Annotated in this window: 16 protein-coding genes; 8 read left to right on the forward strand and 8 right to left on the reverse strand. The window is 69.0% G+C overall.

Features of this window, described 5'->3' with window-relative positions; translation table 11 throughout:
- Positions 1 to 23 precede the first annotated feature (23 nt).
- Positions 24 to 242, reverse strand: coding sequence for a DUF1059 domain-containing protein (locus tag BN118_RS00445; RefSeq protein ID WP_003814443.1), 219 nt, complete (start codon positions 240 to 242; stop codon positions 24 to 26).
- Between the two features lie 340 nt (positions 243 to 582).
- Between BN118_RS00445 and BN118_RS00450 the strand changes: the two genes are divergently transcribed.
- The 3 genes from BN118_RS00450 to BN118_RS00460 all read left to right on the forward strand — a co-directional run bounded on the left by BN118_RS00450 (position 583) and on the right by BN118_RS00460 (position 2,617).
- Complete coding sequence (locus tag BN118_RS00450; protein WP_003814441.1) at positions 583 to 1,455, forward strand: isocitrate lyase/PEP mutase family protein; 873 nt, start codon at positions 583 to 585, stop codon at positions 1,453 to 1,455.
- Positions 1,456 to 1,568: 113 nt separating this feature from the next.
- Positions 1,569 to 2,216: an OmpA family protein gene (locus BN118_RS00455; RefSeq protein WP_010927036.1), complete on the forward strand. Its 648-nt coding sequence runs from the start codon at positions 1,569 to 1,571 to the stop codon at positions 2,214 to 2,216.
- Between the two features lie 23 nt (positions 2,217 to 2,239).
- Entirely contained in the window at positions 2,240 to 2,617 is a 378-nt protein-coding gene (locus BN118_RS00460) for a 4a-hydroxytetrahydrobiopterin dehydratase (protein ID WP_003814437.1), read from the forward strand.
- Here the strand turns inward: BN118_RS00460 and BN118_RS00465 are convergent.
- The 3 genes from BN118_RS00465 to BN118_RS00475 all read right to left on the reverse strand — a co-directional run bounded on the left by BN118_RS00465 (position 2,602) and on the right by BN118_RS00475 (position 5,242).
- Positions 2,602 to 3,303 (reverse strand): DUF6776 family protein, encoded by a 702-nt coding sequence (locus BN118_RS00465; protein WP_003814436.1) that lies wholly within the window; start codon positions 3,301 to 3,303, stop codon positions 2,602 to 2,604. The two genes, BN118_RS00460 and BN118_RS00465, sit on opposite strands and share 16 nt — an antisense overlap.
- 143 nt (positions 3,304 to 3,446) lie before the next feature.
- On the reverse strand, positions 3,447 to 4,139 hold the full coding sequence (gene murU, locus BN118_RS00470; protein WP_010931409.1) for an N-acetylmuramate alpha-1-phosphate uridylyltransferase MurU: 693 nt from the start codon (positions 4,137 to 4,139) through the stop codon (positions 3,447 to 3,449).
- Positions 4,139 to 5,242 (reverse strand): aminoglycoside phosphotransferase family protein, encoded by a 1,104-nt coding sequence (locus tag BN118_RS00475; RefSeq protein WP_010931410.1) that lies wholly within the window; start codon positions 5,240 to 5,242, stop codon positions 4,139 to 4,141. The genes murU and BN118_RS00475 overlap by 1 nt, the downstream gene beginning before the upstream one ends.
- A 109-nt stretch (positions 5,243 to 5,351) precedes the next feature.
- Between BN118_RS00475 and BN118_RS00480 the strand changes: the two genes are divergently transcribed.
- The 3 genes from BN118_RS00480 to rsmA are packed head-to-tail and all read left to right on the forward strand — an operon-like array spanning position 5,352 to position 10,102.
- A complete protein-coding gene (locus BN118_RS00480) occupies positions 5,352 to 7,724 on the forward strand; it encodes an LPS-assembly protein LptD (protein WP_010931411.1) in 2,373 nt (790 codons plus the stop codon).
- Entirely contained in the window at positions 7,721 to 9,280 is a 1,560-nt protein-coding gene (locus BN118_RS00485) for a peptidylprolyl isomerase (protein WP_010931412.1), read from the forward strand. Before BN118_RS00480 ends, BN118_RS00485 begins: the two co-directional genes overlap by 4 nt.
- Positions 9,281 to 9,304: 24 nt before the next feature.
- The gene (gene rsmA, locus BN118_RS00490) at positions 9,305 to 10,102 is read left to right on the forward strand and encodes a 16S rRNA (adenine(1518)-N(6)/adenine(1519)-N(6))-dimethyltransferase RsmA (protein ID WP_010931413.1); all 798 of its coding nucleotides are present in this window, start codon (positions 9,305 to 9,307) and stop codon (positions 10,100 to 10,102) included.
- Positions 10,103 to 10,133: 31 nt separating this feature from the next.
- On the opposite strand, the gene BN118_RS00495 is transcribed toward rsmA, so the two are convergent.
- Entirely contained in the window at positions 10,134 to 11,279 is a 1,146-nt protein-coding gene (locus BN118_RS00495) for a glycerate kinase (RefSeq protein WP_010931414.1), read from the reverse strand.
- A gap of 104 nt (positions 11,280 to 11,383) precedes the next feature.
- On the opposite strand from BN118_RS00495, the gene pyk reads away from it, so the two are divergent.
- Entirely contained in the window at positions 11,384 to 12,826 is a 1,443-nt protein-coding gene (gene pyk, locus BN118_RS00500; protein WP_003814419.1) for a pyruvate kinase, read from the forward strand.
- A gap of 2 nt (positions 12,827 to 12,828) precedes the next feature.
- Here the strand turns inward: pyk and BN118_RS00505 are convergent, their stop codons facing one another.
- Positions 12,829 to 14,058: a nucleoside recognition domain-containing protein gene (locus BN118_RS00505; protein ID WP_014905394.1), complete on the reverse strand. Its 1,230-nt coding sequence runs from the start codon at positions 14,056 to 14,058 to the stop codon at positions 12,829 to 12,831.
- A 142-nt stretch (positions 14,059 to 14,200) separates the two neighbouring features.
- On the opposite strand from BN118_RS00505, the gene BN118_RS00510 reads away from it, so the two are divergent.
- The gene (locus BN118_RS00510; protein ID WP_023852743.1) at positions 14,201 to 16,216 is read left to right on the forward strand and encodes an acyl-CoA dehydrogenase; all 2,016 of its coding nucleotides are present in this window, start codon (positions 14,201 to 14,203) and stop codon (positions 16,214 to 16,216) included.
- Here the strand turns inward: BN118_RS00510 and BN118_RS00515 are convergent.
- Positions 16,196 to 17,146, reverse strand: a complete 951-nt coding sequence (locus BN118_RS00515) for an IS481-like element IS481 family transposase (RefSeq protein ID WP_005012808.1) — start codon at positions 17,144 to 17,146, stop codon at positions 16,196 to 16,198. The two genes, BN118_RS00510 and BN118_RS00515, sit on opposite strands and share 21 nt — an antisense overlap.
- 111 nt (positions 17,147 to 17,257) lie before the next feature.
- Positions 17,258 to 17,980, reverse strand: a complete 723-nt coding sequence (locus BN118_RS00520) for a GntR family transcriptional regulator (protein WP_010929759.1) — start codon at positions 17,978 to 17,980, stop codon at positions 17,258 to 17,260.
- Between the last annotated feature and the right edge of the window lie 4 nt (positions 17,981 to 17,984).

The following is a 17,984-nucleotide window of genomic DNA, read 5'->3' on the forward strand; positions in this document are numbered from 1 at the left end:
GCCGCGTGCGGCCCGGCCCGTGGTCAGGCGCGGCTGCCGGCCTGCGCCGCGAGCGGCGGCGTGCCCTCATGGAACATGGTCTTGAGTTGCGCGCGCAACTCCGGGGTGTCGGCGTGCTTGTGCACGGTGGTGGCGTGCTGGACCGCGGCTTCCAGGAGTTCGGCGTCGCTGTCGGCCGACAGCGCGACCGAGCAGTTCATTTCGCTGGGAAACTCACGGCAGTCGATATATTTGCGTGACATGGTGTGCCCCTTGCGCGCCGCGGCGATGCTGCCGGCGGCGCATGAGGAATCGACGCGCGATCTTGCTGGCGCCGTTCCCGATGGCGCGTCGCACCGGGCGGGCGATCCAGGAAAAATTATAAGCTCGCGCGGCCTGCGCCGCCGTGGCGCCCGCACGCGCGCCTGGTAAGGGTTTGCATCTGCCATTCCTGTCCTGGGCGTGGCGCCAAGAATCATTCGGGGCCGCCTGGTATATGCTGCTGGGGCCAGCCCGACCTGCGCGTGAAGCCGCGCGGCGTGGGGAGCGCATCATCAACGGCGGCCCGGCGCAGGCCGGCTTCCTGCAAGGAGAGCATGGGCAATGAGCAATTCGACCAAACGGGTGCTGCGCGAACGGGTCGCGCAGCGCAATGGCATGCTGGTGGCGGGCGCGTTCAACGCGATGAGCGCCAGGATCGTGGCGGACCAGGGGTTCGAGGCGGTCTACCTGACCGGCGCGGGCCTGACCAACATGCATTACGGCGCGCCGGACCTGGGCATCATCGGCTTGCGCGACGTGGCCGACGCGACCTCGCGCATCCGCGATGCGGTCGAGTTGCCCCTGATCGTCGACGCCGACACCGGCTTCGGCAACGCGGTCAATGTATGGCATACCGTGCGGGTGCTGGAGCGCGCCGGGGCCGATGCCATCCAGCTGGAAGACCAGGTGTTTCCCAAGCGCTGCGGCCACTTCGCCGGCAAGAGCGTGGCGCCGCTGTCCGAGATGGTGTCGAAGATCAAGGCGGCGGCCGACGCGCGGCGCGACGAGGATTTCCTCATCATCGCCCGCACCGACGCGCGCGCTGTCGAGGGTTTCGACGCCGCCATCGAGCGCGCCCGGCGTTTCGCCGAGGCGGGCGCGGACATCCTGTTCGTCGAGGCGATCGTCGACCAGGACGAGGTGGGCAAGCTGCCGCAACTGCTGAGCCAGCCGCTGCTAGTCAATATCGTGGTGGGCGGCAAGACGCCGCCCATGCCGGCCGCGCAACTCGGGCGCCTGGGCTACAGCGTGGTGCTGTACGCCAATGCGACATTGCAGGGGGCGGTGCTGGGCATGCAGCGCGCGCTGGGCGCGCTCAGGCGCGACGGCAAGCTGGACGAGGACCCGGCGTTGCTCGCGCCTTTCCTGGAGCGGCAACGGCTGGTGGGCAAGCCGTTGTATGACGAGCTGGAGGAACGCTACAAGGATGCGTGATTCCGGGTGGGCCGGCAGGAATATACAAAATGTTTCGAGTGCGCCGTCTGCCGCTTGCTAGCATGGTCGAGCCGGTGCCTGCCGGTCCTGTCCCTACCGTCGAGGAGGTCGTCATGCAAGCAAGAACAACCATCATGCGCGTCGCCGTCGTCAGTGCTGCTGCCCTGCTCATTTCGGGCTGCGCGACACCGCAGCAGACCAATACCGCGATCGGCACGGGCGCGGGCGCGGCGGTGGGCGCGGGTATCGGCGCCCTGATCGGCCACGGCAAGGGCGCCGCGATCGGCGCCGGCATCGGCGCGGTGGCCGGCGGCCTGATCGGCTACAACTGGTCGGGCGTCAAGCAGGACGTGCAGCAGTCCGGCGCGTCGTCGCTGGGCATCGATGTGGTCGAGATGCCGGATGGCAGCCTGAAGGTCAACATTCCCAGCAACGTATCGTTCGACACCGACAAGTCGCAGCTCAAGCCGGCCTTGCTGCCGGTGCTCGACAGCGTGGCGCGCGCCCTGAACCAGCATCCGGAACTGCGCACCAAGGTGGTGGGCCATACCGACAGTACCGGCTCGGCGGCGCACAACCAGCAACTGTCGGTCAATCGCGCGCGCGCCGTGACGTCCTACCTGGGCAAGCAGGGCGTGGCGCAGGGGCGCATGACGGTCGAGGGCCGCGGCGCCAACGACCCGGTCGGCGACAATGCGACGGCCGAGGGCCGGGCCGCCAACCGCCGCGTCGAAGTCTATCTGTACGCGGTCAAGCAATAGACAGGACGGCGCGTCCGCCGCCCATGCCGGCTGGCGGACGCGGCCGCGGGGAGTTTGCGATGAGTACGGAATTTCCGATGCGTATCGGCGCCGAGGTGGCGCTGCCGGCCTTGCAGGGCTGGAACGCGGCGGCCGGGCGCGACGCCATCGAGAAGCGCTATCGGTTCGACAATTTCAATGCCGCGTTCGGCTTCATGGCGCGCGTGGCGATGTTCGCCGAGAAAATGGACCACCACCCGGAATGGCGCAATGTCTACAACCGGGTCGACGTGACGCTGACCACCCATGACGCCGGCGGGGTGACCGAGCTGGATGTGCGCATGGCGCAGTTCATGGACGAGGCGGCCGGGCGCCTGGGCGCCACCGGCCTGCCGGCGCGCGCGGATCAGCCGCGCACGTAGTAGATGCGCATGGCGTGCTGCTTCTGCTGGCCGTCCAGCACGCGGATGGTGACCGAGCGCGGCGTGAAGCCGTCGGGCAGCGGCAGGACGCCCTGGGTATTGTTGTAGCGCTGCAGGTCCAGCGCCAGCGGATCGGGCGTGAGCGTGCCGCGGCGGCCGTTGGCGTAGTTGCCTTCGATGGCCAGCGTCACATTGCCCTTGAAGGCCGGACCCGCATGGTTCTCGCGCATGATCAGCACCTGGTAGCTCAGCTGGCCCGGCTGGCGCTTGAACACGGCGGAGCGCACGCCGATGTCGCCGCCGCGCGGGTCGGGCGGCATGGCGTCCTGGAACAGCAGCAGCTCCTGGTTCAGCGTATCGATGCGCGTACGCGCTTGCGCCAGGTCGGTCGTGAGCTGTTCGTGGGTGGATTTGTTGGCGTCGCGCTGGCCGATGGCTTCGTCCAGCTGGGTCTGCAGGCGCTGGCGCTCGAGGTTGGCGGCGCTCAGTTCGGTGTGCAGTTGTTCGGATTGCTCGACGGTCAGCCGTTGCGGGCCGTAGTTGGTCTGCAGGAACAGCACGCCGCCCGCGCCGAGCGCAATGCCCACCAGCAGCAACACCAGCCAGCGCGGCATGCGCCGGGTGCGTTTACCGGGCTGATACACCGAGGGCTTGAATACTTGCCGTTGTGATCGTCCGAACGCCATGCGAGAGAATTTCCTGTAGCAGAATCAGCGAAGACAGCATGCGTGTCTTCGGGCCAAAGTGGTAGAGGATACCGCGTTGCAGCCTCCTTGGCGACCGGCGGATACCTCTGGTTTCGTCCGTAGATGACGTGAAATACGTGACGTTACGTGCCTTCCGGGCGCAACTGGCCGTCCAGCGCGGCCAGCCGCTGGGGGGTACCCACGTCGGTCCAGCGGCCGGCGTGCCGCGCGCCGATGACCGCCCGCCGCGCCATGGCCTGGCGCAGTAGCGGGGCCAGCGGGGCGGCGCTGCCGCGCGCCACAGGATCGAACAGGGCGGGCCGGTAAAGGCCGATTCCCGCGAAAGTCAGCTTCGGCGCGCCGTCGTCGGCGACCCGCCCGTCGTCTTCCAGCCGGAAGTCGCCCTGCGGATGCTGGGGCGGGTTGTCCACCAGCAGCAGCCAGGCTTGCGCGCCGGCGGCGTCCAGGGCCGCGGCCTGGCGCCGGGCCTGGGCGGGATCCCAGTCGCACCAGATATCGCCATTGATGACCAGGAAGGGGGCGTCGCCCAGCAGGGGCAGGGCCTGGGCGATGCCGCCCGCGGTTTCCAGCGCCGCCGCTTCGGCCGAGTAGTGCAGGCGCGCGCCGTAGGCGCCGCCGTCGCCCAGGTGGTCGACGATGCGCTGGCCCAGCCAGGCGTGGTTGATGACGATGTCGCGCAGGCCGGCGGCCACCAGGCGTTCGATATGCCAGACGATCAGCGGCTTGCCGCCCACGGCCAGCAGGGGCTTGGGCGTGGTGTCGGTCAGCGGGCGCATGCGTTCGCCGCGGCCGGCGGCCAGGATCATGGCGCGCATCAGAAGGTGTATCCGACCTGGACCTGGCGGTCGTCCAGCTTGTCCAGCAGGCGCAGCAGCGGCGCGAACGCGCCATAGCGCTGCGCCACCTGGCGCACGTAGCCGCTGACGCGCGGCATGTGCGACAGGTAGATGGATTTGCCGTCGCGGTGGTTCAGGCGGGCGAACACGCCCAGGATGCGCAGGTTGCGCTGCAGGCCCATCCATTCGTAGGCGCGGTGGAACTGCGCGAAATCGGCGTCCACCGGCAGGCCGGCGGCGCGCGCCAGCTCCCAGTAGCGGATCGCCCAATCCAGCTGCTGCGGCTCTTCCCAGGTGGTGCGGGCGTCGGTGACCAGCGAAGCCAGGTCGTACGTGAGCGGACCGGCCAGCGCGTCCTGGAAGTCGATGACGCCGGGATTCGGGCCGTAGCGCGGCTCGTCGCAGACCATCAGGTTGGGCGAGTGGAAGTCGCGGTGCACCAGCACCCGGTGGCCCGTGTCGCCCTCGGCCGCCAGCAGGCCGAATATCTGCCGCAGCGCGGCGGCCGTCTTGTCGTCCAGCGTCACGCCGTGGTGGCGGCCGACATACCATTCGGGGAAGAGTTCGAGCTCGGCCGCCAGCCGGGCGCCGTCGTAGGCCGGCAGCCCGGCCGTGCTGGCCTGCTGCAGGCGCACCAGCGTGGCCAGGGTGTCCCGGTACATCGACTGGAGCTGGGCGTCGCTGATGCCGGCGCGGATACGCTGGTAGAAGGTGTCCTGCCCCAGGTCGGACAGCAGCAGCAGGCCTTGCCCGGCGTCCTGGGCCACGATTTCGGGCACGTTGACGCCGGCCTCGCGCAGCAGGCCGTCGATGTGCACGAAGGGGCGCACGTCCTCGTGGGGCGGCGGGGCATCCATGACGATCAGGGTGCCGGCCGCCGCCTGCAGGCGGAAATAGCGGCGGAAGCTGGCGTCGCTGGAGGCGGGCTCCATGGTCTCGGGGCGCAGGCCGAGCGAGCCCGGCAGGGTTTGCAGCCACGCGTGGATCAGGGCCAGGCGGGAGTCTTGGTCGTTGTTCAAGCAGCGCGTCTCGATGGTTTCGGGATCCCGGCGGCCCCGGATGGGTAGGCTGGTGCCGGGCAAAACAGGAATTCCCCTATCGCCCGGCTTCTCTATAATACCGGGTCATTCCAGCCGTCGGTCGGGGCCAGTCCCGCCCGGGCGGCCTCATTCATAAGGCGTTGTTTCCCTCGTGCGCATGCTCCGGTGGTTGATCCTTTCAGCTTTCAGCGTAGCCGGGGCCGTTCAGGCTCAGGGCAATCAGGATTCGGCCGCGGCCAGCGCCCCCTCGGCCTCGATCGGCGCGCCGGTCCTGCGCACCTCGCCCGGGCTGCGCGTGCATCGGCTGCCGGACGAAAAGATCCCGGCCTTCATGGAGGCCGACCAGATCAGCGGCGACCCGGATAGCGAGGTCACCCTGACGGGCAATGCCCAGGTGCGCCGGGTGGACGGCATCATCAAGGGCGACCGCATCAATTACCGGCGCGATACCGGCGATGTGGACGTGCAGGGCAGCGCGCGCATGCTGCGCGACGGCACGCTGATCACCGGCCCGTCGGCGCGCCTGAACGTCGATACCTACAGCGGCGAGATCCAGGAGCCCAATTTCTGGATCGGCGCCAGCGGCGGCACGGCGCAGGCCCGGCACGCGGACATCTTCAGCAAGTCGCAGATGCGGCTGAGCCAGGTCACCTACAGCGGCTGCCCGTGCCCCAAGCCGTCGTGGTACATCAAGGCCGATACGGTAGACCTGGATTTCGACGAGAACGAAGGGGTGGCGCGCAACGGGGTGCTGTATTTCAAGGATGTGCCCATCCTGGCCTCGCCCTACCTGACCTTCCCGGTCAAGAAAGAGCGCAAGTCGGGCTTCCTGATGCCCACCTACGGCACCACCAGCAACAGCGGGTTCGACATCTCGCTGCCGTACTATTTCAACCTGGCGCCCAACTATGACCTGACGCTGGTGCCGCGCTACCTGAGCAAGCGCGGCGCGCAGCTGGGCGGCGAGTTCCGCTACCTGGGCTCGGGCTACCGGGGCGTGGCGATCGGCACCTACCTGCCCGACGACAACGAGACCGGCCGCGACCGCTGGATGTACCGCACGTATCACCGGCAGCTCCTGGGCAATGGCTTCTATACCGATTGGGATATCGCCGGGGCGTCGGACGACAACTACTTCCGCGACATCTCCGAGCTGGGGCTCAATACGGCGTCGACCACTTATCTGCCGCGACGTGGCCGGGTGGGCTGGTCCAGCACCTACTGGCAGACCTACGCGCAAGTCTACAAGTACCAGACCCTGCAAGACCCGGACGCGCCGCTGGCGCCGCCCTACGACAAGGTGCCGGAGCTGTGGCTCAAGGGGGCGCGCTACGATTGGGGCGGTTTCGACGCGGAATGGGTGAGCACGGCGGTGCGGTTCCAGCGCTCCTTGCTCAACGGCCGCCGCCTGGGCCCCGATGGCGACCGCTTGCAGACCTATCCCACGGTTTCGTATCCCATCGGGCGACCGGGCTGGTTCCTGGTGCCCAAGGTGGGCGTGCACTATACCCAGTACCGCACCGACTGGTACAACCGCGACTGGAACCGGATCGGCCTGTCGAACTACAAGCGCACCGAATCGCGCACCGTGCCCATCATGTCGCTGGACGCGGGCATGATCTTCGAGCGCGACGCCTCGCTGTTCGGCAAGGCCGCCACGCAGACGCTGGAGCCGCGCCTGTACTATCTGCGCGTGCCGTATCGCGACCAGTCCGCGCTGCCGGTCTACGACACGACGCTGGCCGATTTCAGTTTCGACCAGGCGTTCCAGGAGAACATCTACACCGGCGGCTGGGACCGCATCGCCAACGCCAACCAGCTCACGGCGGCGCTGACCACGCGCTGGCTGGACGCCAACACCGGTTTCGAGCGCCTGTCGCTGTCGGCGGCGCAGCGCATCTATTTCCAGGACCAGGAAGTCACCCTGCCGGCGGAGCAGCCGCGCAAGAATGTGCGTTCGGACTTCCTGGTGGGCGCCACCGCGGCGCTTACCGATACGCTGATCACCGACGTGGCGGCGCAGTACAACCCGTACGACAACAAATGGTCGCGCGGCATGGTCAGCGCGCGCTGGTCGCCGCAGCGCCTGACCACGGTGGCGGTGGCCTACCGCTACCAGCGCGATCCGCTGCCCGGCATTTCGTATCAGCCGCAGGGTCAGAACCAGGTCAGCCTGGCGGTGCAATGGCCGATCCATCGCCGCTGGTATGGCGTGGGCCGGGTCGATTACTCGCTGCGCTCCGAGCCCGCCACGGCGGCGGCGGCCGAGCAGTCGCCGCGCGTGACGCAGGCCATTGCCGGGCTGGAGTACAAGGGCGACTGTTGCTGGGTGGGCCGTGTGGTCTACCAGCGCTACGCGGTGTCGGCTGCCGACACCAACACGGCGCTGTTCTTCCAGCTTGAGCTGACTGGGCTGGGTGCCTTGGGTACCGATCCGATCAGCCTGCTCAACAGGAGCATCCCGGGCTACCAATCGGTGGTTCCACCGACGCCTACGGGCACGACTTTTGAAAGGTATGAATGATGCGTAGCTTGCATTCCCTGCGCCGCATGTCCGGCACGGTACTGGCGTTGATGCTGGCGGCGGGCCTGCCCCTGTCGGCCGCGCAGGCCCAGCCGGCCAAGCCGGCGCCGAAAGGCGACCAGAAGCCGGCCACGCCGGCGCCGAGCGAGCAGTTCGTCGACGGTATCGCCGCGATCGTCAACAAGGATGTCATTACCCTGCGCGAAGTGCGCGAGGCGTCCAAGCTGGCCTCTGCGGACCTGCAAAAACGCGGCATCCAGGTGCCCGACGAGCGCACCCTGCAGAAGCAGGTGCTGCAGCGCCTGATCATGGAGCGCCTGGAGCGCCAGGAAGCCGACCGCATGGGCATCCGCGTCGACGAGGCGCAGGTCGACCAGGCGATCAACATGATTGCCTCGCGCAACAAGATCACGCCGGCGGCCATGCGCGCCGAAATCGAGAAAAGCGGCGTGACCTGGGAGCAGTACCGCAAGTCCCTGCGCGACGATATCCGCATGGACCGCCTGCGCCAGCGCGCCGTGGACGCCAATATCATTATTTCCGATGCTGAAGTGGATGCCTTCCTGAAAGACCAGGAACGCAATCCCGCCGCCGCCCAGGCCACGCGTGCGCCGGCGCCGCAGCAGCCCCAGCCCCAGCCGCGGCAACCGGCGCAGTCCGGGCCGGCGATGCTGGTGCTGGCGCAGATCCTCGTGCGGGTGCCGGAAGGCTCGTCGCCCGACCAGGTCGCGGCCTTGCGCAAGAAGGCCGAGGGCTTGCTCGCCCGCGCCAAGAAGGGCGATGACTTCGCCAGCCTGGCCGCCGCCAATTCCGACGGCCCCGAAGCGCTGCAGGGCGGCATGATGGGCGCGCGCCCGCTGGACGGCTGGCCGGATCTGTTCGTCAAGGCGGCCGGCTCGCTGTCCGCTGGCCAGGTGTCGGGGCTGGTGCAAAGCGGCAACGGTTTCCATATCCTGAAGGTGGTCGACCGCGCCGGTGGCGGCCAGCCCGCGCAGGCCGCCCGGCCGGCGCCCGCGCCGGCGCCGCAGCAGCCGTCCTCGTTCCAGGAAGGGCCGTCGGTGGCCGCGCCGCAAGGGCCGGTGCGCGTGACGCAGACGCACGCGCGCCACATCCTGATCAAGACCTCCACCGTCATGACCGACGACCAGGCGCGCCAGCGCCTGGAGCAGATCCGCGAGCGCCTGCAGGGCGGCGCGGTGAAATTCGAGGACATGGCCCGTCAGTATTCCCAGGATTCGACCGCGCCGCAGGGCGGCGACCTGGGCTGGGTGAACCCGGGCGACACGGTGCCGCCGTTCGAGGCCGCCATGAATGCGCTGCAGCCCAACGAAATCAGCCCGCCCATGCTGTCGCCGTTCGGCTGGCACCTGATCCAGGTGCTGGAGCGCCGCGAGCACGACGTGTCCGACGAAGTGCAGCGCATGCGCGCCCGCCAGCTGCTGTTCGAGCGCCGCGCCGTGCCGGCCTTCGAGGACTGGCTCGAGCAATTGCGTTCGCAGGCGTTCATCGACAACCGCCTCGAGAAGCAAGAGCGGCTGGAACAGAACAACCGTTAGCATCCGACAGGACCGGTCCATTTCATGTCAGCACACCAGGCGCGCAAGCGCTTCGGCCAGCATTTCCTGACCGACGAGAGCGTGGTCGAGTCGATCGTGCGGGCCATCGGGCCCGCGCGCGACGACCGCGTGGTCGAGATCGGTCCGGGCCTGTCGGCGTTGACCCGCCCCTTGCTCGATCGCATCGATCACCTGACCGCGGTCGAGATCGACCGCGATCTGGCCGCGCGCCTGCGCCGGCAGTACCCCGCCGAACGGCTGACCGTGGTCGAGGCCGACGCCTTGACGGTCGATTTCGCGCAGTTCGGCCAGGGGCTGAGGGTGGTGGGCAATCTGCCGTACAACATTTCCAGCCCGCTGCTGTTTCACCTGATGGGCGCCGCCGAACAGGTGCGCGACCAGCATTTCATGCTGCAGCGCGAGGTCATCGACCGCATGGTGGCCGAGCCCGGCAGCGGCGACTACAGCCGCCTGTCGGTCATGCTGCAGGCCCGCTATCGCATGGAGAAGCTGTTCGACGTTGCGCCCGAGGCGTTCGATCCGCCGCCGCGCGTGGTATCGGCGGTGGTGCGCATGGCGCCGCTGCCGGCCGACCGGTTGCGTCCGGCCAGCGACGCGGCGTTCGAGACGGTGGTGGCGCGGGCTTTTTCGCAGCGGCGCAAGATGCTGCGCCGCGTGCTGGACGACTGGGCGGCCCTGACCCCCTGGGACGAACTGGGCATTGCACCGACCGCGCGCGCCGAGGAAGTGGGCGTGGCGCAATTCATCGGCCTGGCCGACGCCTTGCTGGCGGCCGGCGCGCCGGGGCTGGCCCGTCCCTGAACGGCGCGCGCCGCGCCGGGGCGGCTCGGCCCTAGAGCATGCGGCGTCCTGCCGCGACCCATAGTTGCATGATGTCGCGGGCCCGCTCGGCCAGCAGTGTTTCGGCCTGCTCGCAGGCCTGCTGCAGCGTGATGGGGCCGGGCGCCAGGCTGAATGCCGCCGTGATGCCGCCCGCATGCAGGTCCTGGTATCCCTCGCCCAGCGAGCCGGCCAGCGCCACCACCGGCACGCCGGCGGCGCTGGCGATGCGGGCCACGCCGGCCGGGGTCTTGCCGCGCAGCGTCTGCGCATCGATGCGGCCTTCGCCGGTGAACACCAGGGTGGCGCCGGCCACCGCCTGTGCCAGCTGGCCCAGTTCGGCGACGATCTCCACCCCCGGGCGCAAGCGCGCCGACAGGAAGGCGAGCGCGGCATAGCCCAGGCCGCCGGCGGCGTCGGCGCCCGGCGCCGCGCGCTGGTCGGGATGCCCCGCCCGCGTCACGATTTCGGCCATGTGCGCCAGGGCGGCGTCCAGCTGCCGTACCTGTTCCGGGGTGGCGCCCTTCTGCGGACCGAAGGTATGCGAGGCGCCGTGCGGGCCGCACAGCGGATTGTCGACGTCGGAGGCGATCTCGACCACGACGCCGCGCAGGCGCGCGTCCAGGCCGCTGGCGTCCACCTGCCGCACATCAGCCAGCGCCGCGCCGCCGGGCGCCAGTGCCCGGCCGTCCGCATCCAGCCACCGTACGCCCAGCGCTGTCAGCATGCCCGCGCCGCCGTCGTTGGTGGCCGACCCGCCCAAGCCCACGATGAGGCGCCGCGCGCCGGCATCCAAAGCGGCGCGGATCAGTTCGCCCACGCCATGGCTGCAGGCGCGCAAGGGATCGCGCTGCGCCGGCGGGGCAAGTTCCAGGCCGGCCGCGGCGGCCATTTCGATGACCGCGGTGGCGTCATCGGGCAGCCAGCCCCAGCGGGCCCGCACCGGTTCGCCCAGCGCGCCGCGCACGGTTGTTTCGCGCCATTGGCCGCCGGTGGCGGCCAGCACGGCCTGGACCGTGCCTTCGCCGCCGTCGGCCATCGGGATGCACAGGGTATGGGCGCCGGGACAGGCCTGCCGGACGCCGCGCGCGATGGCGGCGGCGGCGTCGGGGGCCGACAGGCTTTCCTTGAATGAATCGGGCGCGATGACGATCTTCACGATGGTGCGGCTCCTGGCGCGGCAAGGCGAGCGCCTATGATACCCGCGCGACCCGGGGCGTCGTACCATACAGGCTTGTCGTGTTTTCGTCGGAGAGAGCCTACATGCCCGTACTGCGCCGCACCAAAATCGTTGCCACCCTGGGGCCCGCCACGTCCACGCCCGAGCGGCTCGACGGGCTGATACGCGCCGGCATGGACGTGGCCCGCCTGAATTTCTCGCACGGCAGCGCGCAGGACCATCGCGAGCGCGTGCGGCTGGTGCGCGAGCTGGCGGCCGAGCAAGGGCGCTTCGTGGCCCTCATGGGCGACTTGCAGGGCCCGAAGATCCGGATCGCCCGCTTCACCGACCAGCAGGTCACCCTGCAGGCCGGCCAGCCTTTCACGCTGTCGCGTTCACATTCCAAGGAGGCCGGCGACGCAACCATCGTGGGTATCGATTATCCCGAGCTGGTGCAGGACTGCCGCCCTGGCGACGAGCTGCTGCTCGACGATGGCCGCGTGGTGCTGGTGGTCGACAGCGTGGGGGCCGAGGAGGTCCACACCACCGTGACGGTGGGCGGGCCGCTGTCGAACAACAAGGGCATCAACCGGCGCGGCGGCGGCCTTTCGGCGCCCAGCCTCACCGACAAGGACCGCACCGACATCAAGCTGGCCGCCGAGATGGAGCTGGACTACGTGGCCGTATCGTTTCCGCGCTATGGGGCCGACATCGATGAAGCCCGCGCGCTGCTGCGCGCGGCCGGCAGCCAGGCCTGGATCATCGCCAAGATCGAGCGCGCCGAGGCGGTGGCCGACGACGACGCGCTGGATGCGCTGATCCGCGCCAGCGACGGCGTGATGGTGGCGCGCGGCGACCTGGGCGTGGAAGTGGGCGACGCCGAACTGGTCGGCATCCAGAAGCGCATCATCCAGCACGCGCGTACGCTGAACAAGGTGGTCATCACGGCCACCCAGATGATGGAGTCCATGGTGGCCAGCCCCATGCCCACGCGCGCCGAGGTGTCGGACGTGGCCAACGCGGTGCTCGACTACACGGACGCCGTCATGCTGTCGGCCGAAAGCGCCTCGGGCCAGTATCCGATCGAGGCGGTGGCGGCGATGGCACGGGTCTGTCTGGGGGCGGAGAAGCACCCTACCACCACGCATTCGCACCATCGCCTGGGCGAGACGTTCACGCGCTGCGACGAGACCATCGCGCTGGCGGCCATGTACGCGGCCAACCATTTCCCGGGCGTGAAGGCCATCATCGCGCTGACCGAAAGCGGGCACACGCCGCTGATCATGTCGCGCATCCGTTCGGGCGTGCCGATCTACTGCTACAGCCCGCATGGTCCCACGCAGCGGCGCGCGGCGCTGTTTCGCGGCGTCTACACGGTGCCCTTCGCGCCGGCCGAATACGACCCGGCCGACTTGAGCAACGCGGCCATCGACGAGCTGAAGAAGCGTGGCCGTGTCGCGGCGGGCGACTGGGTCATCCTGACCAAGGGCGATTTCTACCGCGACAGCGGCGGCACCAACGGCCTGAAGATCCTGAAGGTGGAATAGCCCTAGCCGAAGAACCAGTAGCACACGCCGATTGAGGCCAGCACGCCGGCCAGGTCGGCGGCCAGCGCGCAACCCACGGCGTGGCGCGCCCGCACGATGCCGACCGAGCCGAAGTACACGGCCAGCACGTAGAAAGTGGTTTCGGTGCTGCCCTGCATGACCGCCGCCAGCAGCGCCGGAAAGCTGTCCACGCCGAAGTGGCTCATGGTTTCGAGCATCATGGCGCGCGCCGCGCTGCCCGAGAAGGGCTTGACCAGGGCGGTGGGCAGCGCGTCGACGAAGCGCGTGTCCCAGCCGGCGGCATGCGCCAGCCAGCGCATGCCGTCGAGCGCGAAATCCAGCGCGCCCGAGGCGCGCAGCACGCCGATCGCGCACAGCATGGCCACCAGGTAGGGCAGCAGGTCACGGGCGATGTTGAAGCCGTCCTTGGCGCCGGCGATGAAGGTCTCGTAGACCGGCACCTTCTTCCAGGCGCCCGCCACCAGGAACGCCAGCAGCACCGCGAACAGCGTCAGGTTGCCCAGCAGCGAGGACAGCGCGGCGATCGCGGCGGCCGACATGCCGGCCAGCATCACCATGAACGCGCTCAAGGCCAGCGCGGCGCTGCCCAGCCATGCCAGCACCACCGGGTCGTGCAGGCGCAGGCGCTGGCAGAACGCGACGGCCAGCAGGCCGGCCAGCGTCGAGGCGCTGGTGGCCAGCAGGATGGGCAGGAAGATCAGCGTCGGATCGGCCGCGCCCTGCTGGGCGCGGAACATGAACAGCGTGACCGGCAGCAGGGTGAGCGACGATGCGTTGAGCACGAGGAACAGGATCTGCGCATTGCTGGCCGTATCGGGATTGGGATTGAGCGACTGCAGCTCGCGCATGGCGCGCAGGCCGATCGGCGTGGCGGCGTTGTCCAGCCCCAGGCCATTGGCGGCGAAGTTCAGCGTGATGAGGCCGATGGCGGGATGCCCGCGCGGGACCTCGGGCATCAGGCGCGCGAACAGGGGCCCGAGCAGGCTGGCCAGCCGCTCGACCAGCCCGGCGGCTTCGGCGATGCGCAGAAAACCCAGCCACAGGGTGAGCGTGCCGAACAGCAGCACCATCACTTCCACCGACACGCGCGCCATGTCGAACAGCGAGACCACCATGGCCTGGAAGACGTCGGGTTCGCCCAGGCCCAGCCAGCGGTACAGGGCCGCGGCGGCGGCGGTCAGGAAGAAGGCGAGCCAGAGCTTGTTCAGCATGAGCGGGTGCGCGGTGAGGCGGACGGGACAGGGCGCCGCGGCGCGGCGCCGCTCATTGTCGCAGACTGGCGCGGCATTGGCCGCACCCGGTCAATTCTGGTAACTTGGGTCGCAGAGGCATCGATACGAAAAGGAATTGCGCATGGATTTCAACGCTTGGCGCCGCAGGCGTATCACCGAACCCGCATTTCGCTGGGCGCGCAAGGCCATGCCCGGCATGTCGGACACCGAACGCGAGGCCATCGAGGCCGGCGATGTCTGGTGGGACGCCGACCTGTTCACCGGCAATCCCGATTGGCGCAAGCTGCTGGATGTGCCGCCGGCCGAGCTGACGGCCGCCGAGCAGCGCTTCATCGATGGCCCGGTGGCGCAGCTGTGCGCCATGCTGGACGAATGGGACATCACCTGGTCGCGCCGCGATCTGCCCGAGTCGGTCTGGCAGTTCATGAAATCGCAGCGCTTTTTCGGCATGATCATTCCCGAGCAATACGGCGGCCTGGGCTTTTCTCCGTATGCGCATTCGGAGGTGGTGCGGCGCATTTCGGCTTATTCGATCACGGCGGGGGTGACCGTGATGGTGCCGAATTCGCTCGGACCGGGCGAGCTGCTGCTGCAGTTCGGCACGCCCGAGCAGCGCGAATTCTGGCTGCCGCGCCTGGCCGACGGCACCGAGGTGCCGTGCTTCGGCCTGACCAGCCCCGAGGCCGGCTCGGACGCGGCCTCCATGACCGACACCGGCGTGGTGTGCCGCCAGGTGGTGGATGGACGCGAGATGCTGGGCATACGCCTGAACTGGCACAAGCGCTACATCACGCTGGGGCCGGTGGCCACGGTGCTGGGCCTGGCGTTCAAGCTGTCCGACCTCGAGGGCCTGCTGGGCGGTCCGGCCGATATCGGCATTTCGGTGGCGCTGGTGCCCACCGAGGCGCCCGGCGTGGAAATCGGCCGGCGCCATCTGCCGGCCATGCAGGTATTCCAGAACGGCCCCAACCGCGGCCGCGATGTCTTCGTGCCGATCGAGGCCCTGATCGGCGGACCGGCGCGCGCCGGCCAGGGCTGGCAGATGCTGATGAGCGCGCTGGCCGCCGGCCGCGGCATCTCGCTGCCGTCGCTGTCGGCCGCGGCGGCCGTGGTCAGCGCGCGCGCCACCGGCATGTACGCGCGTATCCGCCGCCAGTTCGGCATCCCGGTCGGCCAGTTCGAGGGCGTGCAGGAGAAGCTGGCGCGGCTGGCGGGCAACGCCTATCTGGTCGAGGCCGCGCGCCGCCTGACCTGCGCGGCGCTGAACCAGGGGCACAAGCCGGCGGTGATCTCCGCCATCATGAAATACCACGCCACCGAGCGCATGCGCGAGTCGGTCGACGACGCGATGGACGTGCACGCCGGCAAGGCGGTGATCGACGGTCCGTCGAACTATCTCGGCAATCTGTATCGCGCGGTGCCCATCGCCATCACGGTCGAGGGCGCCAATATCCTGACGCGCTGCCTGATCGTATTCGGCCAGGGAGCGATCCGCGCCCACCCGTACCTGATGGGCGAGGTGCTGGCTCTGGGCGACCAGGACACCCAGCGCGGCCTGGAGGCCTTCCATGGCCTGTTCTGGAAGCATCTGGGCCACGCCGGCGCCAACACCTTGCGGGCCTGGGGCCGGGCCTGGACCGGCGGGCTGCTGGCGCGCGCGCCGGTCAGCGGACCCACGGCGATCCATTACCGCCAGCTCAGCCGCTACGCGGCGGCGTTCGCGCTGCTGGCCGATGTGGCGCTGGGCGCGCTGGGCGGAGCGCTCAAGCGCCGCGAAATGATTTCGGCGCGCCTGGGCGACATCCTGTCCGAACTGTATCTGCTGTCGGCGGTGCTCAAGCGCTGGGAGGACGAGGGGCGCTGCCACGGCGACCTTGCCCTGGTGCGCTGGTGCATGGAGGATGGCCGCCATCGCATCGAGACCCGCATCGACCAGGTGCTGTCCAACCTGCCCAACCGGCCCTTGGCATGGCTGGTGCGCGCGCTGATCCTGCCCGTGCGGCTGGCGCGCGGCCCCTCGGATGCGCTGACGCGCGAATGCGCGGCCTTGCTGCTGTCGCCGTCGCGCACGCACGACCGGCTGGCGGCCGACCTGCAGCGCGATGGCGACGATCCGCTAGTTGTGAACTGTCAATAGGTTGTATTCGTCCAGGTTGAGTCTGGAGATGGGTACAGCGCGCCCGATGCCTTGGTGGGGTCGATGCCAGTTGTAGTGGTGTAGCCAGGATTTCATGGCATCGGCTCGGTGTTGGGAGTTCTGGTAGGTGTGAGCGTAAGCCCACTCACGCAAGGCCGACTGGATGAAGCGTTCGGCCTTGCCATTGGTCTGTGGGCGGTAAGGTCGGGTAAAGCGGTGCTTGATGCCCAGCTCATGGCACAGCGCGGCGAAGGCGCGGCTGCGAAAGGCCGAGCCATTGTCGGTGAGCAAGCGCTGGATGGTCACGCCCAGGCGCTGGTAGTAGGCCACTGCGTCCTTGAGGAACTGGACGGCGCTGGGGAAGCGCTCGTCGGGGTGGATGTCGGTGAAGGCCACGCGGGCGTGGTCATCGATGGCCACGAAGACGAAGTCCCAGCCGGCCCCCTCAACGGTATCGCGTCGGTTGCCCGTGACCCGGTGGCCAGGGCGCTGGATACGTCCCAGCTTCTTGATGTCGATGTGCAGCAGATCGCCGGGGGCCTGATGCTCGTAGCGCACCACCGGCTCGGCCGGCTCCAGGTCGGCCAGGTGCGACAGACCGGCGCGGGCCAGGACGCGGCTGACGGTGCTGGCTGACACGCCCAGCGCCTGGGCGATGCGCGCTTGGGTCAGCCGCTTGCGGCGCAGCTCCACGATAGCCAGCGCCTTGGCCGGCGCAATCGCTCGGGGCGAGACCGTCGGGCGCGAGGACGCATCGGCCAAGCCCGCCTGGCCCTGAGCCAGGAAGCGGCCCAGCCATTTGCGCACAGTCGGCGCGGTGACCCCATAGGCGCGGGCCGCTTCAGGCACACAAACTTGATGGGCGATCAATTGCTGGACCATTTCGAGTCGACGTAGGAAGGTCAATCGGGCATGCTTATGGGTGTTCATCCGGCCGGGCTCCTTGAGTGAACTGGGGGGTCGGCGATTTCCAGTTTCTCAAATCCGGTTCGGATGAACCATGCATACAACCTATTGAATCTTCACACCTAGCCGCGGCGCTCAGGCCGCCGAGGGCTGGTTCTGTTGCTGCGCCTCGGTGTAGGCGCGCGCCGCATTGTGGACGTGCTGGGTGGCCAGCAGCGAGGCCAGTTCGCCGTTGCCGGCGATCACGGCATTGAGGATCTGCGCGTGTTCGTCCCAGTTCTGCTTGGCGCGTCGCATGTTGCTGGGCGCGAACAGCAAGGCGGTGCGGTCGCGCAGCGAGCGCATCAGGTCGGTCAGCACCACGTTGCCGGCGATGGTGGCCAGCATCTCGTGGAACTGCGAATTGAGCGCCAGGAATTGCTGCAGGTCGTCGCTGCGCGCCGCTTCGGTCCCATCGTCGAGGAACTTGCGCAGCCGCGTCACGGTGGCGTCGTCGCGGCGCTGCGCGGCCAGCTTGGCGTTCAGGCCTTCGAGCGTGGCGCGGACTTCGACCATGTCGTAGGCGATGGCCTCGGACGGCACCGCCACCGACGCGCCGCGGCGCGGCTCGATCGTGACCAGGCCTTCGGCGGCCAGGGCGCGCAGGGCTTCGCGTACCGGGATGCGCGACACACCCATGTCGTCGGAGAGCCGGCCTTCGATCAGCCGGTCGCCCGGCGTGAACTCGCCGCTGAGGATGCGCTCGCGCAATTTGTCGCGAATGACGGCGAACAAAGGCATGTGCTGCTCGCCGATTTTCAGCGAAGGGGCGGAATGGCCGGCGTCGAGCGGATACGTGCTGGGACCAGAAATTGCCATGGCG

The organism is Bordetella pertussis 18323 (genome assembly GCF_000306945.1).
In the GTDB taxonomy this organism is placed as follows: Bacteria; Pseudomonadota; Gammaproteobacteria; order Burkholderiales; family Burkholderiaceae_B; genus Bordetella; species Bordetella pertussis.